At 34.3% G+C, this 20058-nt stretch carries 23 protein-coding genes and 1 pseudogene; 18 read left to right on the top strand and 6 right to left on the bottom strand.

Annotated features, from left to right (window positions below):
* Positions 1-108: 108 nt before the first annotated feature.
* Both DWW68_RS09295 and DWW68_RS09290 read right to left on the bottom strand, forming a co-directional pair.
* On the bottom strand, positions 109-546 hold the full coding sequence (locus DWW68_RS09295; RefSeq protein ID WP_021953470.1) for an ACT domain protein: 438 nt from the start codon (positions 544-546) through the stop codon (positions 109-111).
* Between the two features lie 12 nt (positions 547-558).
* Positions 559-1017 (bottom strand): annotated as a pseudogene (locus DWW68_RS09290) (phenylacetate--CoA ligase); the annotation flags it as partial.
* A 194-nt stretch (positions 1018-1211) separates the two neighbouring features.
* On the opposite strand from DWW68_RS09290, the gene DWW68_RS09285 reads away from it, so the two are divergent.
* The 9 genes from DWW68_RS09285 (at position 1212) to DWW68_RS09245 (ending at position 6881) form a co-directional block, all read left to right on the top strand.
* Complete coding sequence (locus DWW68_RS09285; protein WP_207721409.1) at positions 1212-2240, top strand: hypothetical protein; 1029 nt, start codon at positions 1212-1214, stop codon at positions 2238-2240.
* A 31-nt stretch (positions 2241-2271) separates the two neighbouring features.
* Positions 2272-2463, top strand: coding sequence for a DUF6462 family protein (locus tag DWW68_RS09280; protein WP_021953467.1), 192 nt, complete (start codon positions 2272-2274; stop codon positions 2461-2463).
* Positions 2464-2538: 75 nt separating this feature from the next.
* Positions 2539-2712 carry a ribbon-helix-helix protein, CopG family gene (locus DWW68_RS09275; RefSeq protein WP_118589494.1) on the top strand — a complete coding sequence of 58 codons (174 nt, stop codon included), beginning with the start codon at positions 2539-2541 and terminating at the stop codon, positions 2710-2712.
* A 137-nt stretch (positions 2713-2849) separates the two neighbouring features.
* Positions 2850-3245, top strand: a complete 396-nt coding sequence (locus DWW68_RS13835; RefSeq protein WP_021953466.1) for an integrase DNA-binding domain-containing protein — start codon at positions 2850-2852, stop codon at positions 3243-3245.
* 337 nt (positions 3246-3582) lie between these two features.
* The gene (locus DWW68_RS09265; RefSeq protein ID WP_021953465.1) at positions 3583-3978 is read left to right on the top strand and encodes a hypothetical protein; all 396 of its coding nucleotides are present in this window, start codon (positions 3583-3585) and stop codon (positions 3976-3978) included.
* A 14-nt stretch (positions 3979-3992) separates the two neighbouring features.
* Positions 3993-4568 carry a VanZ family protein gene (locus DWW68_RS09260; protein ID WP_021953464.1) on the top strand — a complete coding sequence of 192 codons (576 nt, stop codon included), beginning with the start codon at positions 3993-3995 and terminating at the stop codon, positions 4566-4568.
* Between the two features lie 174 nt (positions 4569-4742).
* On the top strand, positions 4743-5138 hold the full coding sequence (locus DWW68_RS09255; RefSeq protein ID WP_147365663.1) for a hypothetical protein: 396 nt from the start codon (positions 4743-4745) through the stop codon (positions 5136-5138).
* A complete protein-coding gene (locus tag DWW68_RS09250) occupies positions 5095-6189 on the top strand; it encodes an ABC transporter permease (protein ID WP_021953462.1) in 1095 nt (364 codons plus the stop codon). The genes DWW68_RS09255 and DWW68_RS09250 overlap by 44 nt, the downstream gene beginning before the upstream one ends.
* 20 nt (positions 6190-6209) lie before the next feature.
* Entirely contained in the window at positions 6210-6881 is a 672-nt protein-coding gene (locus DWW68_RS09245) for an ATP-binding cassette domain-containing protein (protein WP_118589493.1), read from the top strand.
* A 5-nt stretch (positions 6882-6886) separates the two neighbouring features.
* Here DWW68_RS09245 and DWW68_RS09240 read toward each other — a convergent pair whose 3' ends face one another.
* A complete protein-coding gene (locus DWW68_RS09240) occupies positions 6887-8224 on the bottom strand; it encodes an MATE family efflux transporter (protein WP_118589492.1) in 1338 nt (445 codons plus the stop codon).
* A gap of 212 nt (positions 8225-8436) precedes the next feature.
* Between DWW68_RS09240 and DWW68_RS09235 the strand changes: the two genes are divergently transcribed.
* The 3 genes from DWW68_RS09235 to DWW68_RS13830 all read left to right on the top strand — a co-directional run bounded on the left by DWW68_RS09235 (position 8437) and on the right by DWW68_RS13830 (position 10896).
* Positions 8437-9033, top strand: coding sequence for a histidine phosphatase family protein (locus DWW68_RS09235; RefSeq protein ID WP_118589491.1), 597 nt, complete (start codon positions 8437-8439; stop codon positions 9031-9033).
* Between the two features lie 126 nt (positions 9034-9159).
* Entirely contained in the window at positions 9160-10596 is a 1437-nt protein-coding gene (locus DWW68_RS09230; RefSeq protein WP_118589490.1) for a hypothetical protein, read from the top strand.
* Between the two features lie 168 nt (positions 10597-10764).
* Entirely contained in the window at positions 10765-10896 is a 132-nt protein-coding gene (locus DWW68_RS13830; RefSeq protein ID WP_279220115.1) for a hypothetical protein, read from the top strand.
* 57 nt (positions 10897-10953) lie between these two features.
* Here the strand turns inward: DWW68_RS13830 and DWW68_RS09225 are convergent, their stop codons facing one another.
* Entirely contained in the window at positions 10954-11229 is a 276-nt protein-coding gene (locus DWW68_RS09225) for a hypothetical protein (RefSeq protein ID WP_021953456.1), read from the bottom strand.
* 217 nt (positions 11230-11446) lie between these two features.
* On the opposite strand from DWW68_RS09225, the gene DWW68_RS09220 reads away from it, so the two are divergent.
* From DWW68_RS09220 to DWW68_RS09200, 5 genes are all read left to right on the top strand, one after another.
* Positions 11447-13516, top strand: coding sequence for a DHH family phosphoesterase (locus DWW68_RS09220; RefSeq protein ID WP_243053083.1), 2070 nt, complete (start codon positions 11447-11449; stop codon positions 13514-13516).
* Positions 13516-13962, top strand: coding sequence for a 50S ribosomal protein L9 (gene rplI / locus DWW68_RS09215; RefSeq protein WP_021953454.1), 447 nt, complete (start codon positions 13516-13518; stop codon positions 13960-13962). The genes DWW68_RS09220 and rplI overlap by 1 nt, the downstream gene beginning before the upstream one ends.
* Positions 13963-13989: 27 nt before the next feature.
* Positions 13990-15333, top strand: coding sequence for a replicative DNA helicase (gene dnaB / locus DWW68_RS09210; RefSeq protein ID WP_021953453.1), 1344 nt, complete (start codon positions 13990-13992; stop codon positions 15331-15333).
* A gap of 331 nt (positions 15334-15664) precedes the next feature.
* On the top strand, positions 15665-16189 hold the full coding sequence (locus tag DWW68_RS09205) for a hypothetical protein (RefSeq protein ID WP_021953452.1): 525 nt from the start codon (positions 15665-15667) through the stop codon (positions 16187-16189).
* Positions 16190-16438: 249 nt separating this feature from the next.
* Complete coding sequence (locus DWW68_RS09200; protein ID WP_118589489.1) at positions 16439-17164, top strand: MerR family transcriptional regulator; 726 nt, start codon at positions 16439-16441, stop codon at positions 17162-17164.
* Between the two features lie 100 nt (positions 17165-17264).
* Here the strand turns inward: DWW68_RS09200 and DWW68_RS09195 are convergent, their stop codons facing one another.
* A complete protein-coding gene (locus DWW68_RS09195) occupies positions 17265-17438 on the bottom strand; it encodes a 4Fe-4S binding protein (protein WP_021953450.1) in 174 nt (57 codons plus the stop codon).
* 350 nt (positions 17439-17788) lie between these two features.
* On the opposite strand from DWW68_RS09195, the gene spo0A reads away from it, so the two are divergent.
* Positions 17789-18592, top strand: coding sequence for a sporulation transcription factor Spo0A (spo0A, locus tag DWW68_RS09190; protein ID WP_118589488.1), 804 nt, complete (start codon positions 17789-17791; stop codon positions 18590-18592).
* A gap of 29 nt (positions 18593-18621) precedes the next feature.
* Here spo0A and DWW68_RS09185 read toward each other — a convergent pair whose 3' ends face one another.
* Positions 18622-20055, bottom strand: coding sequence for a HAMP domain-containing sensor histidine kinase (locus DWW68_RS09185; protein ID WP_118589487.1), 1434 nt, complete (start codon positions 20053-20055; stop codon positions 18622-18624).
* Between the last annotated feature and the right edge of the window lie 3 nt (positions 20056-20058).

Genomic DNA, 20058 nt, shown 5'->3' with positions numbered 1-20058 from the left:
CGCCCTGTTCCTTTAGGTAGAGGGGCGCTTTTTGTATTGCTATAATGCTACGAAAAAAGAGCTAAATGGCATTTGCCGTTTAGCTCAATAATAATATCAACGTCTAAACTACATCTTAGTCAAATCTTCCTGGTCAACAGTTTTCATTCCGTTCTTAACCAATAATGAAGCGACTTTGTCTGTGTATTCGTCCTTAACACGGAATACCATAAGGGCATCGTCTGTGCCTCTTGCAAGGAAGGCATAAACATAATCAACGCTGTATCCGTTGGCAGCAATAACATTCATTGCCTTAGACATTGAACCCGGCTCGTCCGGAAGCTTTACGCCAATGACGTGTGCAAGATTACATACCCAATTATGGTCTCTTAATAAAGTAAGAGTGTTAAAAGAATCGTCTACAATAATACGAATAATACCAAAATCGCTTGAATCAGCAATCTGGAATGCTCGCATGTCTATTTTGTGTTCAGCCAGAAAATTGGTAAAGTTTGCAATGTTACCCGGCTTGTTTTCAACGAACACTGAAATCTGATGAATATACATATAAAAACCTCCTTAAATTTTACGTTTATCTATAACACGGACAGCTTTTCCTTCTGAACGTGTAATTGACTTTGGTTCAACCAATTTAACTTTAGCATAAATGCCAAGCATGCTCTTAAGAGCAGCAACAATTTCTTTCTCCTTGGATTCAATTGAGCTAACTGTATCAGAAAACATTTCAGGTGTCATCTCAACTAAAACTTCCATTGTGTCGCTGTTATTTACACGGTCAACAATAAGCTGATAGTTAGCAGGCATACCGTGTTTAATAAGAACTTCTTCAACCTGTGAAGGATAAACATTAACACCCTTGATAATAAGCATGTCATCTGAACGTCCCATAAGTCTGTGAATACGTGCGTGAGTTCTGCCACATTTACATTTCTCTCTTGTGATATATGTAATGTCCTTTGTACGATATCTGATAATAGGAAAAGCTTCCTTAGCAAAACTGGTAAATACTACCGTGCCATGCACAAACAAATAAAATCATTAATAAAATCCCCATAAATGAAGGGTTTTAAGGTTCAAAATTCCTGTTCGCACCAAATGAACAAATCGAACAAAATAAGCTTTGTACTCTCCTACTTTTAGGGGTGAGCATTGAAATTTGAATAAACGAAGTAATGTGTTAGTTTATATGTAAGGAAAGGAGTTGATAAAAATTGCAACAGGAAAACATAAAGAATGTGCAGAGAAATGCCTTTCAACTTACAATCAATAACCCTGTTGAATATGGTTATACTCACGAAAAGATAAAAGAAACACTGATTATGAATTTTACCACTTTAAAGTATTTCTGTATGGCTGATGAAATCGGGGGACAGGGTACGTATCATACGCATATCTATGTTGTCTTTTCTTCTAGAGTTCGTTGGTCGAAAGTGAAGAAAAATTTTGATGAAGCACATATTGAAATTGCCAAAGGCTCTGCTCAATCTAATGTTGAATATATTAAGAAAACAGGAAAATGGGCAGAAACAAACAAGGCAGAAACAAGCGTTGAAGGTACTTTTGAGGAATGGGGAGAGATTCCCACACAAAGAGGTAAAAAAGCCGACATGGAAGAACTCTATGAGATGATAAAAAACGGATACTCAAACGCTGAAATTTTGGCTATAAATAATGATTATATCTTGAACATTGACAAACTGGATAAAGTCCGAACTATGCTGTTAACGGAAAAATACAAGAATGAAAGACGATTGGATTTAAAAGTGATATATATCTATGGTGCAACAGGCACTGGCAAAACCCGAGGGGTATTAGACGAACACGGCAATTCCAATGTGTACAGGGTCAGTGACTATTTACATCCTTTTGATGGTTATGGAACGCAGGAAGTAATTGCCTTCGACGAATTTAGGTCGGGTATAAAAATATCTGATATGCTCAACTACTGTGACATATATCCGATTGAACTTCCTGCAAGGTACAGCAATAAATTTGCCTGCTACAGCAGAGTTTACATAATATCTAATTGGAGTTTGGAAATGCAGTATTCAGAGGTACAAAAAAACAGTCCTGAATCTTGGCAGGCATTTCTACGCAGGATTCATGAAGTACACCACTATCATGCAGATGGAACGCTAGACGTATATGATTCTGTTGAAAAATATCTGCATAGGGATGAAGAGTTTCATGCCATATCAGATGAGGAACTGAAACAAATAAAAATTTACAGGCTACGATAATATTTAATATGATTGAAAGGAAGTGCTATTTATGCGAAAAGGCAGTTATTCAGATACAATAGAAAAATATGCAACAGTTCCACAGGCTTGTGATTATTACAAACTTGGAAGAAATACCCTTATGAATTTGCTTGACGGAACAGGAGCAATAAAGCGTTTTGGAAAATCCGTAAGAATCGATATTCCGACAGCAAGCAAAGTTTTAGATACATACATTGATTAAAATTCATAGTTGAATTTTTGCGTGACAAATATTACAATATAGGTGTGACAAAAATAGAAAGGAAGTGAAAAGATAGTGTCACAAAAAGTCGGCAGACCGAAAGCAAGTGCTGACGTAAAAAAGGATATAAGGTTTAGCGTCCGTTTAGATATTAAAACGGAACAGGCATTACAAGAGTATTGCAAGAAAAACAATATAACCAAAGGCGAAGCCATACGACAGGGAATAAACTTGTTATTAGGTAAATAAAAAAGTTAGTCACTCCCCGACCAAAGCGAATGACTAACCCATTGACTTAGTACAAAATAAGAATACTCTGCACTACGAAATAATCTTATCATAGTGTGAGTATTCTTTCAAACTAATTTCAGAAAGGATATAAAACTATGGCAAGAAAAAAGCGAGTAGATTCAAAGGGCAGAGTTTTAAAAGTAGGAGAAAGCCAAAGAAAAGACGGTCTGTATATGTATCGCTTTACGGATGATACAGGCGAGCGACAGACAATATATGCAAATAATATAATTGAATTAAGAGAGCAGGAGCAGGAAATACAAAAGGCGGAAAAAGAAAACAGAGAAGCAATAGAAATGCCAGAGTTTTCTGCACATATAATGCGACATACATTTTGTACAAGATTATGTGAAAATGATTTAAACGTGAAAACAACCCAATCCATAATGGGGCATGCTGATATTAAAACGACAATGAATATCTATACGCATGTTACCGAAGAAAAGAAACAACAGGAGTTGAGCAAATTAAATAATATAAAAATCTCATAATTTGGGAGATACAAACCTAGTTTTCTACTACACCAATTACTACACCAATCGAAAGACATATCACGAACAATGATAAAAACAAGAATAGAGAAATCCCATTAAAACAAAGGGAGTGCAGACAGTAATAATATTTATAAAGGCTACTATAAAATATGAAGTGGGAATAAAAATATAGTTAAAAATCGAATTGATATAGAATAAAATGTTAATTTTAATATTTGCAAAAAAGATGAAAAAGTAAAAAATATTTGACTTCATATAAAAATAAATGTAAAATGGGAGGGATGTTTACATTGGAAAAATGTAGAAAAAATTGAAAGGAATGGAGGTTATCTATATGAAACATCATTTAAAACAAGTGTTGGCAATTCTGATTATAACAGTTTTGTCAACAACGGTTGTGTTTGCGGATACAAAGATTCGTAAAACAACATACTCTATGAGTGCGGGGGTTTATAGTAAGTCAATGAACATAAAAAAGAAAGGCAAATTAAAGGTAGGTATGCAACCTAATTGTGTCAGAAGTTATGATTGTCCAATTGATATTTATGTTGAACAAAAACGTTGGTATGGTTGGGGGGGCGCTGACATTTCGTCCAAGAGTGTTAATAGTCACGAGTTTAAAACAGTAACATTTACGACAAAAGAAAAGGCTACCTACAGGGTATATTTGTCATCTCCGTATAGATATCATGTGGAGGGAACAGTTACATTTACATGGGATGCTCCATAGGCATGGAGGTCTAAATGATAGTAATTGATTTACATTTAGAAATTTTTGCCCTATTATATATATTAATACTGTGTATTACATTATTAATATATAAACTGAAAAAGAAAAACAAGTATAACATATATGGTTTGATTTTGTTTGAATTATATATTTTATGTTTAGTTAAGGTTGTATACACACCAGTTAGAATCGTGTTTAATAGGGCAATGAGTGATGATATGGTGGAAAAGATGAAAATGAATTACGCAAATTTCGTACCATTTAGGACCATTACGGGAGTCGGAAGCGTGCATAATTTTGCTGTACAGGTGGGAGGAAACATTCTCTTATTGATGCCTTTAGTATTTTTTTTGTATTATGTTTTTTTTATAAAATCTTACAGAAAATGCATTGTTTATTGCTTTATGGCTATTGTTTTTATAGAAATAACACAGTATATTATAGATATAATCACAAAATTTCCTAATAAAGTATGTGATGTGGATGATGTTATTTTGAATTTTATAGGAATAATATTATCGATATTGATTATTCATCTGTTAAATAATACAAAAATAGAGAAAGGTATTGCAAAATTTTTTGATAAATAATGAGGCTATTTATAGCCTCATTATTTATATATCAACATTATGGTTAAAATTTTTTTTAAAACATTAATAAAAAATAATATATTATTTAGAACATTACTGACATTTCAACTAATATGCATTTTTTGTATATATTTTATTTCCTGTTATTATTGGGGAGAATATACAATAGAAAATGTGATAAATATAAATATTCAAATTGTACTGATTCTTTTTGCAGTAGGCTATCTGATATTTTTTGGGGAATATACAGGAAGAAATTGTAATTTATTTAAAATATTTTACAAATATGGTGCAGGAAAGAAAAAAATTATATTATGCTATTACATTTTTGAATTGATGTTTTTTCTGTTAGCTTATTTAGGAACGGCTGTTGGAATATTGCTGATTTCCAGAGGGTGGTTCATATCAATTAGTCAGGTTATTAAATTTGTGATTTATGAGTTGCCTGTTTTTTGGGGGATTTATTCACTGGCATTTGGTTTGGTAATAAGTGTGTTTGGGGCAGTAGAAATTAAGGAGAAAAAAAGTGACACTTTTTTTAAAAACATTACAGGTAAACGGAAAATATAAAATTCTGTTTATAATACAGATAATAATATTTGTGCTATTTATCAAGGGAGAAGTATTTGATCTTTGGGAACAAAAAAATATAAATGAAAGCATACGCTATGATAGTGATATGTACTATATATCAAACTGTGTTAATGAATCACAGGATGTAAATACATTGACAAAGAAATGCAGGGATATTCAGGGTAGGTACGGAATTGAGGTAGGTTATGAATTACAGGGAAATGCACAGCTAAATGGGGAGTATGTAACTGTGATATATGTTAATGATACCATGGAAAAAATCCGGTATAAGCTGAAATATGGAATGTGGTTTGAAGGGAAAAAGAAACAGCAGTTTATTTTAGGCTATGATTGGAATCGCAAATATAAAATAGGAGATATAATAAAAATAACATTAAGTACAGGCACACAGGTTAAAGGCAAGGTGAGTGGAATATTAAAAAAGGATTTTGTATTTGCAAAACTTAATTCAGGTGGAAAACAAATGGACTATCAGCTGATGTTAGAGAAAATGGATAATAATTGCCTTATTACAAATAGTAAAGAGATGGCTAAAAGTATTACGGGAAAGGTTTCAATTATATCTTTAATTGCAAAGGGAAATGAACAGGATATAAGGAAAGCCTTTTCAAATTATGATATAACATCCTTTGAAGAGGTGAAAAGGAACTCAAGCAATGAAATGAGAGAAAAACTTAGTACATCAGGCATATACATATTAATGTTTGGGGTATTAATCATTAATAGCTTTGTTCTAATATCGGCAATGATTTATAACTTAAATCTGGAAATATATAAAGTGTTTTATGCATTGGGAATGTCTAAGAAAAAAATATTTGCATTATGTATGTTAGATATGCTTTTACAGTGCATAGTTGCCTTTGGAATAGTTTTTATAATAGAGATTTTGTGCAACAGTAGAAATAATGGAGAAGTTCAAAAAATACTATACAGTGAAAGCAGCTATATAATAATTGGCTCATTGTTTGCAATAATTATGGGACTACAGGGAATTTATACCATGTTAATGTTGCATAAAATAAAGTAGATTTTATTAAGGAAAAGAAAATGAAGATTGAAATACACAATATGTATAAAAAATATCAGGTGGATTATTTTAGGAGTAAACAAATTTTTAGTGATTATTCTCTGAAATTGGATAGTGAGAAGATTAACTTTATTGTAGGTGATTCCGGAACAGGAAAGACAACGTTATTGAATATAATCGGACTTGTGGAAAAAATGGACAGGGGAGTTTATTATTTTGACGGAAGTCCCATTAAATATAAAAATAAAAAAGAAATATTAAAATATAGAAATTCCAGAATAGGATATGTACATCAGGAAGCTATGTTAATATCTAAGCTATCTGTATTAGACAATGTGTTATTGCCCATATATATTGGTGGAAAGGTGAATGGCAACGCCTATACCAAGGCTTTCGGACTACTGGAAAGACTGGGAATTGGCAACTTAAAAAATGTTATTGTGGAAAAATTGTCTGGTGGAGAAAAGCAAAGAGTTGAAATGGCAAGGGCACTCATAAATAATCCGGATGTTATTATTGCAGATGAACCAACGGCTTCATTAGATGCTGATAATGCCCGGATAATCATGAGAGAATTAAGGCAGATAAATACAGAAAACAATTCAATGGTGGTTGTGGCAACTCATGATAATAGAATATTGTCACCTAAGGACAATATTCTATCACTAGAAAGCGATGTGAATATACGTTAACCACCTCACTTAACTGCCCCGCATCCGCTTTTTTTGTGGATAACATAGGCGAACAAGGCGGTAATAAGTTCTGTGACACCGAAACTTGCCCAAACTCCGTAAGTACCATAGAAGTGATTTAATATGAAAGCAAGTCCTAACATAACTACAATGTATCTCAACATTGAAATAACAAGGGAAGAAAATCCCTTTCCCAAAGCTTCTAAGGAACCGGATACCGTGATAGACAGGGAAGAAACAATAAATCCTGCACTAATAAAGCGAAGAGCGGTACAACCGATTTCAATGGTAGCTTCATTGTCGGAGAATAGTCCAATAAGATACTGAGGAATCCACAGGCAAAGGACGGTTCCAAGAGCCATAACGGCAATGATTATGCTAAGAGCTGTTTTAAAAATCTTTTGGACACGTACCTTTTCACCGGCACCATAATTATAGGATATGAGAGGGCGCATTCCCTGCACCACACCATTTGCCGTAAGGTACAAAAACGTCTGAAGCTTGTAGTAGGCACCTAAAACTAAAACATAACTGCCTGAGTAGACTGAAAGAATCCTGTTAAGAACAGATACCTGAAGTGAAGGCAGAGCCAAGTTAAGAGTTGCCGGAAATCCCACAACATATAATCTTTTTAATAATGTTAAATCAAATCCCATATCAGAAATTCTGATTTTAACAGGCATAGGTCTTAAAAAATAAACCAAAACATATCCTAAAAGGGTGGCAATCTGACCTATTACAGTGGCAATAGCCGCACCTTCAATCCCGAGTTTTGGGAAAAATCCAATTCCAAATATAAAAAACGGATCCAAAATAATATTAGCAACACACCCAATCATCATGCATACCATTGAAACCTTCATACGCCCAACAGCCTGAAAAATTTTTTCAAAGCTAATAGACACGGATATAGGTATGGAAAAAGCAAAAACAATGTGGGAATAAGTAAGTCCCTGAGAAATTACTCCTGCATCTTCCGTAAAAAGCCCAAGATAGCCGGGCATTATGGAAATACAGATAATAGTTAAAAGTATTCCGTGAATAAAATTGCACAGCATTCCAAGAGATGTGGCACGGTTAGCCATATGCTTATTATCAGCCCCAAGAAAAAAAGCCACCAGGGCATTAATTCCAATACCAAAGCCAACAGTTACTGCGGTTACTATGTTTTGTATAGGATAAACCAGTGACAAAGCAGTCATTGCGCTTTCGCTGATACTGGCAACAAAATAACTGTCTACTATATTATATAAGGCATTTACCAGCATAGATATAGTCATAGGCAAAGCCATGGATAAAACCAGTGGAAAAATCGGCTTTTCCTTCATAAAAGTCTGATTCATTATAATTCTCCTTTTTTGACAATATAAAAGCCACACAACTTGTATTAAGCTGTGTGGCGAAAATAAAACCTAAGTCTTAAAAAAATCCACTCCATAACAATGGTTTTAAATGATTATAAGTAAAAAATAGGATATTGTCAATAAACACGGTTTGAAGTAAAAAGATCATAGTGCTATAATTCATAAGGCAAAAGCATTTAAAGGAGAAATAAATGGAAATATATATTGTAAGACATGGTGAAACCCTTTGGAATAAATCAAAACGTCTTCAGGGAAACAGGAATATTGATTTAAGTGAAGTAGGACGAAATGAGGCAAGAGAAAGGGGAAAACAGCTTGAAAATGTGGATTTTGATGTAATTTACAGTTCACCTCTTAACCGTGCATACGAAACAGCATGCATTATTAGGGGAGAGCGTAATATACCTATTATAAAGGATGATAGATTAAGGGAAATTAATTTCGGAATAAATGAAGGAATGCAGGCAGACCAGCTAAAAAAGGACAAAAGCAACTCTTTTTGTAAGTTTTTTGATGATCCGGGGCATTACATTCCACCTGAAAACGGGGAATCCTTTGAGGAAGTGTGTCATAGAACAAAGGAGTTTATGAAACAGGTTATTGAGCCACAAAGAAACAAGCTAAACAGAGTGCTGATTGCAGGACATGGGGCAATGAATAAAGGCATTATGTGCTACGTGTTAAATCACGGCATTGATGAATATTGGTCAGGGGGGCTACAGAAAAACTGTGGGGTAATTATGCTAAATTTGGATGATAATGGATATAAACAAATAGGGGAGATATAAAATTGTTAAAGTTCTATGAAATATAGGGTAAATTGCTGGTGGTATTTGTCACCGGTGATATAATGATAATGTTGAATAGAAAGACTAACAAAAGCCTTGAAATTTATTTGAAAGGATGGACGGAAAATGCGAGCAAAAGCGTTAATTTTAGGTATGGTTTTAACATTGTGTGTATCTGCTGATACACCGGCAGCTGATTTAGGAGCAATAAATATACAAAATAATATTGAAACCATAGGAAATAATATCAGCGTATTAAATAAAGATTTAAATGTTACAAAGCTTCAAAAGAAGACGGTTAAGAAAAAGAATAAAAAGAAAACCAAATTATCTGAAATTGATAAATATAAAAAGAAAATATTTGATATGGGTGTAGTTGATTTAAGTGACAACGACGATGAGTGTGCCAAAATCTACAAAACAAAAGATAAAAAGTCAAAAGTTATCGGTTATCTGCCGGATAAAGGAATAATGAAGGTTGTTGAGCAGGACGGTAAGAAATATAAAATAAAGTCAGGAAAAATTACCGGATATGTGTCTGTTAAAGATGTTGTGGTGGACAGCGATGTGGAGACGGTTTTATTAGATGACAATTTAATAGAGGCGAAATTTACAAAAGATGTGGCGTTAAAAAGTGAAGCTAAAGGAAAAGATGTGGCTGTAGGTATGGGATATTCAGGACGTTCATATCCGGTTATCGGATTTAGCAATAATAAAAAATATCTCAGGGTTCAAAGGACGGAATCCATAACAGGATGGGTGCCGGTTTCTTCCGTAGCTATTGATATTGTGGCAGAGTTGGCAATGACAAAGTCAGAATATGAAGATTATAAAGAAGAACAGGAGTTAGAGTATCAGGCTCAGCTTCAAAGTGTAATAAATGTAGGTTCTTTTAGCGGAAGTGATGAACTTACCAACAGCATTATTTCACTTTTGGCACAAAATGAGTCGGGAAACTATATGGCAGCCAGAAATGGTTTGGCTCAGTTTAAGGGAGAAAAGACCATTACAGTAGGAGCATGGCAGTGGTATGGGGAAAGAGCCCATGATCTGCTTAAAAGAATATGTGCCACTAATGTAGAGGAGGCGAGAGATATAATTAACAACTCCTTTACCGGCTCTAAAAAGAAACAAAAGAAAAAGGCTGATAAGTTATACTCGGATATTTTGTCAGGAGATAGCTGGGAAAATGGTGCCAGAAGCTTTAGTGAGGAAGAATTAGTGGCAGTGAAGGCACTTTTAGGCAGCAGTTTTGGCATAGAAGTACAAAAATCACAGGTTCAGTCAGATGTAGCAGTAAGAATAAATGTTGCCCGCAGTGAATATGGACTTACCAACAGCCGGTTAATTGCCTATTTCTGCGATTTGTTCTGGCAAAATCCTAAAAACGCAAGAGCCATAACTGATGAGTGTATAAAGCATTATGAGGGAAAGGCAAAATTTAATAATGCAAAGGATGCTTTAAAATATATGCATGAAACAGCAATGAAAAATAGTGTTATGGGACAGTTTACCCAAAGAAGAACGTTTACATATTCCTTTTGCAAAACAATGTCTAAGTAGGGAATAAATGTACAAAAAAGAAAACTAAATTTGTGCAAAACAACGAAAATAAAAAAGTTTTGTTCCGAAATGCTTTTTCACACGTTGGTATATATAGAGAGATTTATATATAGTGTACTATATATGCCAAAAAAGTTCTCTTAAGAAAAATAAGTGAGGTGTAAAGAGATGAAGGATATGATTTCAAAGAAATTACTTAAAGAAGCAATAGCAGTGTATATGCAGAAAAAAGGGGAAATAATTCTAAGAAAAATGGAAGAAAAAAATAACGGAAAAGACAAGACAAAAGTGGAAAACTAAATATTTGATGTGAAAATTAGTTTTAGGATATGTTTAGTATTTACGGTGATGTAAGTACTAAACATCATCCTCTTCTATAACGTAAAAATCCAAATAATCAAAATCTATAGTTTCAACAAAACTGTCAGAATAAAACCTTGTGCGGGCGATACGTTTAAATTCATTAATATTTGTATCCAGCCAGATAGGATTGCTTAAATCAAATTCCTCACAAACCTGCTCCAGTGCCATAAACACTTTGTGAGTTCTTGTTTCGTTAGGAATATCCAGTTCTATTGTGGTGCTTTTAAGCATTTTGTTACTTTTAAAGGTTCTTGCCCAAACTCTAAACATAAATAATCTCCGTTCATAATCTTAATTCACAGCATTATTTTAAGACAAAAACATAAAAAAGTAAATTAGAAAAGGGATAAGTTGCACCTGCAAAACTATATGCTTTTATTATTTACGGAAAAATGGTATACTAAGAGGCATTAAGAGACGTAAAATATATTACAAATATCTTAAAAAATATTGTAAACTGCGTTAAACAGGCGTGATGGAGCGATATATGGATAAGAAAACCATGAAAGAGAAAAGAAAAGGATTACGACTGAAGGGTCAGATGAAGCAATACCTTAAGTGGCCGGCTTATTACAATGCATTTTGGTTAATTATTACTGTGGTAATGTTTGCAGTGGATATTAAAGCCGGAATTTTTATGGCATTAGCCGAGGGTGTATATTTAGTTTTAACGGTTATTGCATATTTAGGATTTAAACCTAATATAACGAAAATGCTGGTGGAATTTGGGGCTGATTACAGTCAGGTTCAAAGGCATATGCTTCGTGAAATGGAAATTCCCTATAGTCTTTTAGACATGGATGGAAAGATTTTATGGACTAATATTGAGATGGAAAATATTTTTAAGGGAAAAGATGTAAGAAGCAAATCTGCAATGGCACTTTTTGAAAGCTTTAAACCGGAATATTTAGAGTTTGACGAAAGTGGAAGAAATGAATTTGACGTGGAAATGGAACAGGGAGAATACAGAGTAGTTCTTAAGCTGTTTGATATGAGAAACAGTGAGGAAAGTCCTCTTGCGGCTTTGTCTGAAAGTAGCGGAACCCTTATTTCCATGTATATGTTTGATGAAACCCACGTAAGACAGCTGACTAAGGAAAACAGGGAAGAACGTTTAGTTACAGGACATATATATATTGATAATTACGACGAGGTGCTTCAAAGTATTGAGGCAACAAGAAGAACACTTTTGGTTGCTCTTATTGACAGAAAAATTAATAAATATTTTGCCCAGTATGACGGAATTGTGCGAAAACTGGAAAACGATAAGTATTTCGTTATTTTCAAGACAAAGTATATAAGTAAAATGCAGACAAATAAATTTTCAGTATTAGACGAGGTTAAGACGGTTAATATTGGAAACGGGCTTCCAATTACCATAAGTATTGGTATAGGTATGGGAAGCAGTACATTGGTTGAAAATTATGACCTGGCAGGAACTGCCATTGACATGGCATTAGGTCGTGGCGGCGACCAGGCGGTATTGAAGGATGGCAACAAGGTTTATTATTACGGTGGAAAAACAAAGTCCGTTGAAAAAAATACAAAGGTTAAATCAAGAGTTAAGGCAACAGCCTTTCGTGATTTAATTGAAACAAAGGAAACCATATACATTATGGGACACCACATTGGGGACAATGATTCCTTTGGAGCATCTATTGGATTTTACAGAATTGCAAAAACCATAGGAAAAGATGCCCACATTGTATTAGGTGAGGTAAGCAGCAGTGTTGTTCCGTTAGTAGAAGCTTTTAAGGAAATGGAAATATACGACGAGGATATGTTTATTACAGGTCAGGAAGCAGCCCTTAAAATGACTAAAAATGATGCCTTAATTGTGGTGGATGTAAGCAGGGCAAATTATACGGAATATCCTGAATTGGTAAGACGTTCCCAGTGTCTTTTGGTATTTGACCATCACAGACAAAGTACGGACGTTATTGACAATGCACAGTTATCTTATATTGAATTATCATCATCTTCTACATGTGAAATGGTTGTAGAGATTATGCAATATATTAACGAAACAGTTAAGCTTACCAAGCTAGAGGCAGAAGCAATTTACGGCGGTATTATGATTGATACTAACAATTTCATAAACAGAACCGGTGTAAGAACTTTTGAGGCAGCAGCTTATTTAAAGAAAAATGGAGCCGACATTACAAAGGTTCGCAGAATGTTCAGAGATGATTTAAATGATTATAAGGCAAAAGCCAAAGCCATTGAAAATACGGAAGTATTTATGGATGAATATGCCATATCCGTATGTAACGCACAGGATGTATCTTCGCCTACTGTCGTTGGGGCTCAGGCAGCAAATGAACTTTTAAATATAAAGGATATAAAAGCATCCTTTGTGTTTACTCCTTATGGAGACCAGATATATATTAGCGCCCGTTCCGTAGATAAAGTAAACGTACAGGTTATTATGGAAGAATTTGGCGGTGGCGGACATATGAACTTAGCAGGAGCCCAGGTTAGGGATAGTAGCGTAGAGGAAGTCATTGAACATTTAAAAGATATTATAGAAAGAAAATTAGAGGAGGGTGACATATAATGAAAGTTATTTTATTAGAAGATGTTAAAACTCTTGGTAAAAAGGGTCAGATAGTAGAAGTAAACGACGGTTATGCCAGAAATTTTATTTTAAAGAAAAATTTAGGACTTGAAGCTACAGGGAAGAATCTTAACGATTTAAAGCTTCATAAACAGAATGAAGAAAAGGTAGCAAAGGAAAAATTAGAGGCAGCTAAAGCTTTAGCTGAAGACCTTAAAAATAAGTCCATTATCGTAAGAATCCAGGCAGGAGTTGAAGGAAAGGTATTTGGTTCAATTTCCAGCAAGGAAATCGCCCTTGAAGCAAAGAAACAGCTTAACATGGACATTGATAAGAAAAAAATTGTTATTCCTGATGCCATTAAGTCTCTTGGAACATACAATGTAAACATTAAGCTTCACAAGGATGTTACAGGTACTTTGGCAGTTAAAGTAGTGGCAAAATAATTTAGATTACATGCAGAGGTAAAATTAATGGAAGAGGCAGTTGTTAAAAGGATAATGCCCCACAGCAATGAGGCGGAGCAGGCTGTAATCGGCTCTATGATTATGGATTCGGAGGCTATCCCCATTGCAATGGAAAAACTCTCTGATGCAGATTTCTACAATAAACAATACGGTTCATTGTTTAAGGCAATGGTTGAAATTTTTAATGAAGGAAAAGAATGTGACCTTGTAACTATCAAAAATAAGTTAGAGGAAATGGAGGTTCCTTCAGAGGTAATAAGTATTGACTTTATCAGAAATATTCTTGATATGGTTCCTACATCAGCTAATATCAGACAATATGCTGAGATTGTCTATGAGAAAGCCGTTATGAGAAATTTAATCAGGGCAAATGAAAAAATAGCAAATACGTGTTATGCAGGAAATAAACCTCTTGATGCCATATTAGAAGAGACGGAAAGGGATATTTTTTCACTGTTACAGACAGGTAATACCGGGGATTATGTGCCGGTAAGACAGATAGTGCTAAATGTTTTTGACAAGATAGAACAGGCAGCCCAGACCAAGGGCACCATTACAGGTATTGAAACCGGTTTCAGGAAACTTGATACACAGCTATCCGGTTTGCAGCCGTCAGACTTAATTCTAATTGCAGCCCGTCCGTCAGTAGGTAAAACGGCGTTTGTGTTAAATGTAACGGAAACAGTTGCTGTTAAGCACAATATTCCTGTAGCCATTTTTAGTTTGGAAATGTCCAGCGAGCAGCTTATTAACCGTATTCTTTCCCAGAATTCAATGGTTAGCTCTCAGAAAATACGTATTGGTGATTTAAGTGATAATGAGTGGGCTAACATAGTTGAGTCTGCTAATATTATTGGAAATTCTAATATTATTATAGATGATACACCGGGTATCAGTATTGGTGAGATGCGTTCAAAGTGCAGAAAGTTCAAGCTGGAAAAAGACATACAGTTGGTTATAGTGGACTACCTGCAGTTAATGACTACTAATACACCTCACGGAAGCCGTGAGCAGGAAATTGCGGAAATTTCAAGAACTCTTAAAGGTATTGCAAGAGAGTTAAATGTGCCGGTTATTGCACTGTCGCAGCTTAACCGTGCATCTGAAACCCGTGAAGACAGAAAACCTATTATGGCTGACCTACGTGAATCCGGTTCTATTGAGCAGGATGCCGACGTTGTAATGCTTATGTCAAGATATTATGATAAGGAAAAGAAGGAAGAAGACAGAAATAGGATTATTTTAAATGTTGCTAAACAAAGAAACGGCCCTGTAGGTGAGGTTCAGTTAGTCTGGTTACCACAGTTTACAAAATTTGAGGACGCTGAACAGGCAGAAGAGCAAATTTAATGTATTTAGGGGACTATTTATAGAAATCATTGGGAGTTGTACTGTAGCAAATTATAATTGTTATAGTACAACTTTTTTGGTTATGTTTAAACATTTATTAAAAAAATTCACCGGAAAAACAAAAGGCTAGTGAAAAATTGACACGAATTGACTTTTAAGATACAATGAAAAAACCTTACGCATATTCAGTATTAAGTAACAAAGTTTAATGAAGTTTCAGATGCAGGAATTTGGTAGGGATTATGTTAATTTGTCGTGGATGAAATATTATTTTAACTATGAAAAATTCAGGAAATTATAAGTTGAAAGAGGAGATTACGAGGTTAAATATATGAAAAAGGGATTAAAATATTTTGTGGTTATATTGACAGTTTTATCAATCTGTTCTGTAAATGTTAAAGCGGCAAATGTAGATGGTTATATTTGTAAGAAAATTAGTGTATCCGGTAAATACTCTGATACGAACAATAAGAATAGTTATAAGAAAATTATAAGATCATATAAAGATTTGGTAAAATTAAAAAAATACATAAAGAAAAATTATAATAATCCTAAAAAATATATAAAAAAACTCAATAAATACAAAAAATCATATTTTAAGAAGAAGGCATTGATTTTCGCAACAGAAAATATTGACTTAAATTTTTTTAGTTATAAACTTCTTTCTATAACTAAAAAAGACAAAAAGGTCACTTTAAATGTTGAAAAAAGAGATTTGTTGGAAGAGGGACAATATAAAACTGCCGTGGTCATATATGGAGCAAACACATATATTATTGAATCAAAGAAATCAAAATTAAAAAACGTTAAGAAAGTGAAAGTAACGTATGATTTTGTAAGGAACAGTGAAGAATAGATATGTTTTATGAAAAATATCTCTAAGGTCAGTGGCATTGGCTTTAAGCTCCTTTTTTCTGCCCTCCTCGACACTACCGCAAAAGGTTACAATATTTGCGGTAATGAACATATTGAAGGGGGAATATAATGGATTTATAATTTATTTGTGTTTAATAAAAAGTATGCAATTTGCCCGCAAAATTGCTGGAATGAATCTTTAGGGCAGACAGCATGGAAAATGTTTAATTTTATTTTTTAGGAGGATGAGATGGGGGAAAAGAGATATATTATATCAGATGCATCTAAAATGCTGGGAGTAGAATCTCATGTTTTAAGATATTGGGAGGAAGAACTTAATGTGTCAATTCCAAGAAACGAAATGGGGCATCGCTATTATACGGAAAATCATATTAATTTATTAAAAAACGTTAGAGATTTAAAGAATCAGGGTTATAGCTTAAGAACCATTAAAATGATGCTTACCGACCCGGACAGGCAGGATGGAAACAAGGGAATGGTAATGACACCGGCAATGCAGCAAAACAGAAGGCTGGAGGTTTCAGAGCCTTCAGGAAGTAAAATGGAGCAGTTTCAGGAAATAATGGACAAGGTAGTAGCTAAGGCAATGAAACAGCAGACGGCACAACTGGGAAAGGAAGTAAGCGGTCACGTAAGCGAAACTGTTTTAAAGGAAATGAATTATCTTATGCGGATTCAGGACGAAAAAGAAGAAGAGCGTTATAAAAAATTAGACGAAGTTATGCGCTCAAGACAGCAAATGAGCAGACGGGAAAGAAAGAAGAAATTAAAGGCAGAAAAGCTTTTGCTTAAGAAAAGTGATAAGAGTAAGAAAAAGCAATTAAAAACAGTAATGGAAAGTCAGAAAAAAACAGGTTCAGAAAAAGAAAAAAAGCCGGGATTTTTTTTCGGGTCAAAGGAAAAGAAAAACAGGGTACATATTGGAGAAAAGACAAATCCTGTTACAACCCAGTAAGGATAGTAAAAAAACTTGTAAACGCATCTGTGATGCGGGGGCAGGGAAAAAAATAAGCAGTTGCAATACGATAATCGTTTTGCAACTGCTTGTTTTTAAATTAAGCGTCTAATTCGATTGATCCTGTTGGGCAAGCACCTGTGCATGCTCCACATTCGATACATGAATCAGCATCTATAACGAATACTCCGTCAGCTTCTGATATAGCGCCAACTGGGCAAGCGCCTGCACATGCACCACAACCGACACAACCGTCGTTAATTTTGTAAGCCATTTTGTAAGCCTCCTTTGAATAAGATTATAGCAATATAATAATACAATTTATGACTTATTGCAACATCATAATATTTAACAAATTTAGCATTTTAATATAAATTTTTCACTATGTAATAAAATGATGAAGAAAAATAATAGTGTTAAAAACACTAAATAAAATAAGGCAAAAAATCGAAAAACGTCAAGGTGGGTAATATATGGCACCGACTAGTGGTTCAACTTACAAGAATCAGGTGCCATAAAGGAACTTCTCTTGTTTTAGTGCGGGGGTTATGATAATAGAGTATTCACGGAATGTAAGTGAATATGACTGAAAAATAATGTCTATGAAAGAGAAAGGTTTGAAAAATGAAAAAATTTAAAGTGCTTATTGCAGATGCACAAAATGAAGTAAGAAGGCAGTTAGTTAAAGCTTTGAAGGATGATCAAAGTATTGAAATTGTAGGTGAAACCGACAATGGAAAGGAAGCGTATGAGTTGTACACTGACCATAATCCGGACATAGTTCTGTTTGAATTATTGTTGCCGGTGTACGATGGGTACACATTATTGGAAAAAATGCAGCAGTCAGCTAAAAATTCTAAAACAATGTATATTATTATTACATCCATAAATAAGGATATATTAATTAGTGAGGCTTTAAACAGGGGTGTTAATTATGTAATAATGAAACCTTTTGATTGCAATATTATGGCTGAAAAGATTAAAAAGGTTTATTTGAGGATGAATGAAATCTTAAAAGAAAATAAAAGCATGCCGGATTATAATACGGACGACTTATCAATATGTGCCAAATCAGGTACGATTCCACGAATGGATACAATTATATCAAATAAATTAAATGAAATAGGCGTCCCTGCAAGACTTAAGGGATACAGATATATGATTACCGCTGTTAAGGAGGTAATAAGTAATGAAGATGCATTAGAAGGTGTTACAAAGGTTTTATATCCTGATGTTGCCAAAAAACATAATTCAACGCCACAAAGGGTTGAGAAGGCCATACGTCATGCCATAGAGGTGGCATGGTCAGTAGAGGATGCATATAATAATGGAAGCAAAGACAAATATAGTGTACGCTATAAGAAAGGCAGACCTACAAATTCTGAATTTATTGCACAAATAAGCCGGGAAATACGTCAGTCTGCATAAAACTGACAGTTCCCCGGCAAAATAAAATTCTATAGGGTTTTAGATTTGGCATGTTTTATGGAAAAAACAAATTCCGTACCAACTCCCTCGGTACTGATAACGTCTATGTTTTCATTATGGGCACGGATAATTTCCTTTACAATGGAAAGACCAATACCGGAACCGGTTTTGTCACGGCCACGGGATAAGTCGGTTTTGTAAAAACGCTGCCATATTTTATCAATGCTGCCGCTGGGAATACCCATACCAAAATCCTTTACGGAGCAGTATTGCTTATCCCCTTTATTATACAGACGAATAACAATTTTAGAGGAAGGGTTACTAAATTTAATGGCATTATCTAAAAGATTATATAAAACCTGTTCTATTTTTCCTTTATCTGCATACACGTTGTAGTGCTTTGGAGGAAACTGGATAATCAGTTCAATATTTTTCTTTTCGCAACTGCCCTGGAAAGTTTCTACAGTAGAAGCAATCACACTTTCCATATTAAACTCTTCTAAGAAAAGTTCAGGGCCGGTAGTATTCCAGCTGTTAAGTTCACGAAGCCCGGTAGTTAATTTCTCCAGGCGGTTTGCTTCAGAAAGAACAATTGACAAATATTTCTTATGGTCTTCAGGAGGAATGGTTCCATCCATCATAGCCTCAATATACCCTTTTATGGAAGTAAGAGGTGAGCGGAAGTCATGAGAAATATTGGAAATAAAGGTTTTCTGATATTCCCTTGAATTATTTAATTGCTTTGACATATACTTAAGTGAACTTGCCACGTCGCCAATTTCGTCATCATTGCTAACCATAAGGCCGTCATAGCTGAAATTACCCTGGGCATATTCCATTGCCGCCAATCTTATTTGCTTAAGCGGTAAATAAATAAACCACATAAAGTTAAAAAAGATAATCAGGGACAAAGCCAGAATAATGGCATAAGTCAGGTAAAAAACATGAGTTACGTCATAACTGCTTTGTTTAATAATGGATGTAGGCATATGAACCACTACATATCCGAATACGGTATTATTTTTTCTTATGGCCTGAACAACACTTAAAGTATCTGTTTTATACATGTTGTAAAATTTGTTTATTTTATAGCTTTTTCCGGTATATTCATTTGGGTCAAAATTTTTAATTACAATATTGGCATCATCGTTAGTAAGAGCTTTTGTGTCATCAGTGGTGTAAACAAGTTTATTGTCCTTATCTAACAGCAAAAGATTACAGTCTAAAACCTTATTAAAATCACTAAAGAAATTGTCCGGATTGTCGATATCATACATAGAATCCCCAATGGCGTTTTGGACATTATCCACCACAATGGAAGCGTAGGACTGTAACTCCGACGCATCGTTAGTAAGCAAATGATTGTAAATAAGGTTTGTTGACCAATAGGTAATTAATAAAAAACCAAGTACCGCAAAAGAAAAATACCCAACAAAAAACTTAGTTAAAATTGAATTCCTCATTGT

The organism is Eubacterium sp. AF16-48 (genome assembly GCF_003479405.1).
Lineage (GTDB): Bacteria > Bacillota > Clostridia > Lachnospirales > Lachnospiraceae > Eubacterium_G > Eubacterium_G segne.
The sequence above is the reverse complement of the archived record's forward strand: the minus strand, read 5'-3'. Positions and strand labels throughout refer to the sequence as shown.

Bases quoted from the DNA above. Each gene is read 5' to 3' on its own strand.
- DWW68_RS13830 (WP_279220115.1), top strand. From the start codon at position 10,765: ATGAAGGATATGATTTCAAAGAAATTACTTAAAGAAGCAATAGCAGTG.
- DWW68_RS13835 (WP_021953466.1), top strand. From the start codon at position 2,850: ATGGCAAGAAAAAAGCGAGTAGATTCAAAGGGCAGAGTTTTAAAAGTA.
- DWW68_RS09295 (WP_021953470.1), bottom strand. From the start codon at position 546: ATGTATATTCATCAGATTTCAGTGTTCGTTGAAAACAAGCCGGGTAAC.
- DWW68_RS09235 (WP_118589491.1), top strand. From the start codon at position 8,437: ATGGAAATATATATTGTAAGACATGGTGAAACCCTTTGGAATAAATCA.
- DWW68_RS09265 (WP_021953465.1), top strand. From the start codon at position 3,583: ATGAAACATCATTTAAAACAAGTGTTGGCAATTCTGATTATAACAGTT.
- DWW68_RS09230 (WP_118589490.1), top strand. From the start codon at position 9,160: ATGCGAGCAAAAGCGTTAATTTTAGGTATGGTTTTAACATTGTGTGTA.
- DWW68_RS09240 (WP_118589492.1), bottom strand. From the start codon at position 8,224: ATGAATCAGACTTTTATGAAGGAAAAGCCGATTTTTCCACTGGTTTTA.
- DWW68_RS09220 (WP_243053083.1), top strand. From the start codon at position 11,447: ATGGATAAGAAAACCATGAAAGAGAAAAGAAAAGGATTACGACTGAAG.
- DWW68_RS09195 (WP_021953450.1), bottom strand. From the start codon at position 17,438: ATGGCTTACAAAATTAACGACGGTTGTGTCGGTTGTGGTGCATGTGCA.
- rplI (WP_021953454.1), top strand. From the start codon at position 13,516: ATGAAAGTTATTTTATTAGAAGATGTTAAAACTCTTGGTAAAAAGGGT.
- DWW68_RS09260 (WP_021953464.1), top strand. From the start codon at position 3,993: ATGATAGTAATTGATTTACATTTAGAAATTTTTGCCCTATTATATATA.
- DWW68_RS09225 (WP_021953456.1), bottom strand. From the start codon at position 11,229: ATGTTTAGAGTTTGGGCAAGAACCTTTAAAAGTAACAAAATGCTTAAA.
- DWW68_RS09205 (WP_021953452.1), top strand. From the start codon at position 15,665: ATGAAAAAGGGATTAAAATATTTTGTGGTTATATTGACAGTTTTATCA.
- spo0A (WP_118589488.1), top strand. From the start codon at position 17,789: ATGAAAAAATTTAAAGTGCTTATTGCAGATGCACAAAATGAAGTAAGA.
- DWW68_RS09245 (WP_118589493.1), top strand. From the start codon at position 6,210: ATGAAGATTGAAATACACAATATGTATAAAAAATATCAGGTGGATTAT.
- DWW68_RS09185 (WP_118589487.1), bottom strand. From the start codon at position 20,055: ATGAGGAATTCAATTTTAACTAAGTTTTTTGTTGGGTATTTTTCTTTT.
- DWW68_RS09280 (WP_021953467.1), top strand. From the start codon at position 2,272: ATGCGAAAAGGCAGTTATTCAGATACAATAGAAAAATATGCAACAGTT.
- DWW68_RS09200 (WP_118589489.1), top strand. From the start codon at position 16,439: ATGGGGGAAAAGAGATATATTATATCAGATGCATCTAAAATGCTGGGA.
- dnaB (WP_021953453.1), top strand. From the start codon at position 13,990: ATGGAAGAGGCAGTTGTTAAAAGGATAATGCCCCACAGCAATGAGGCG.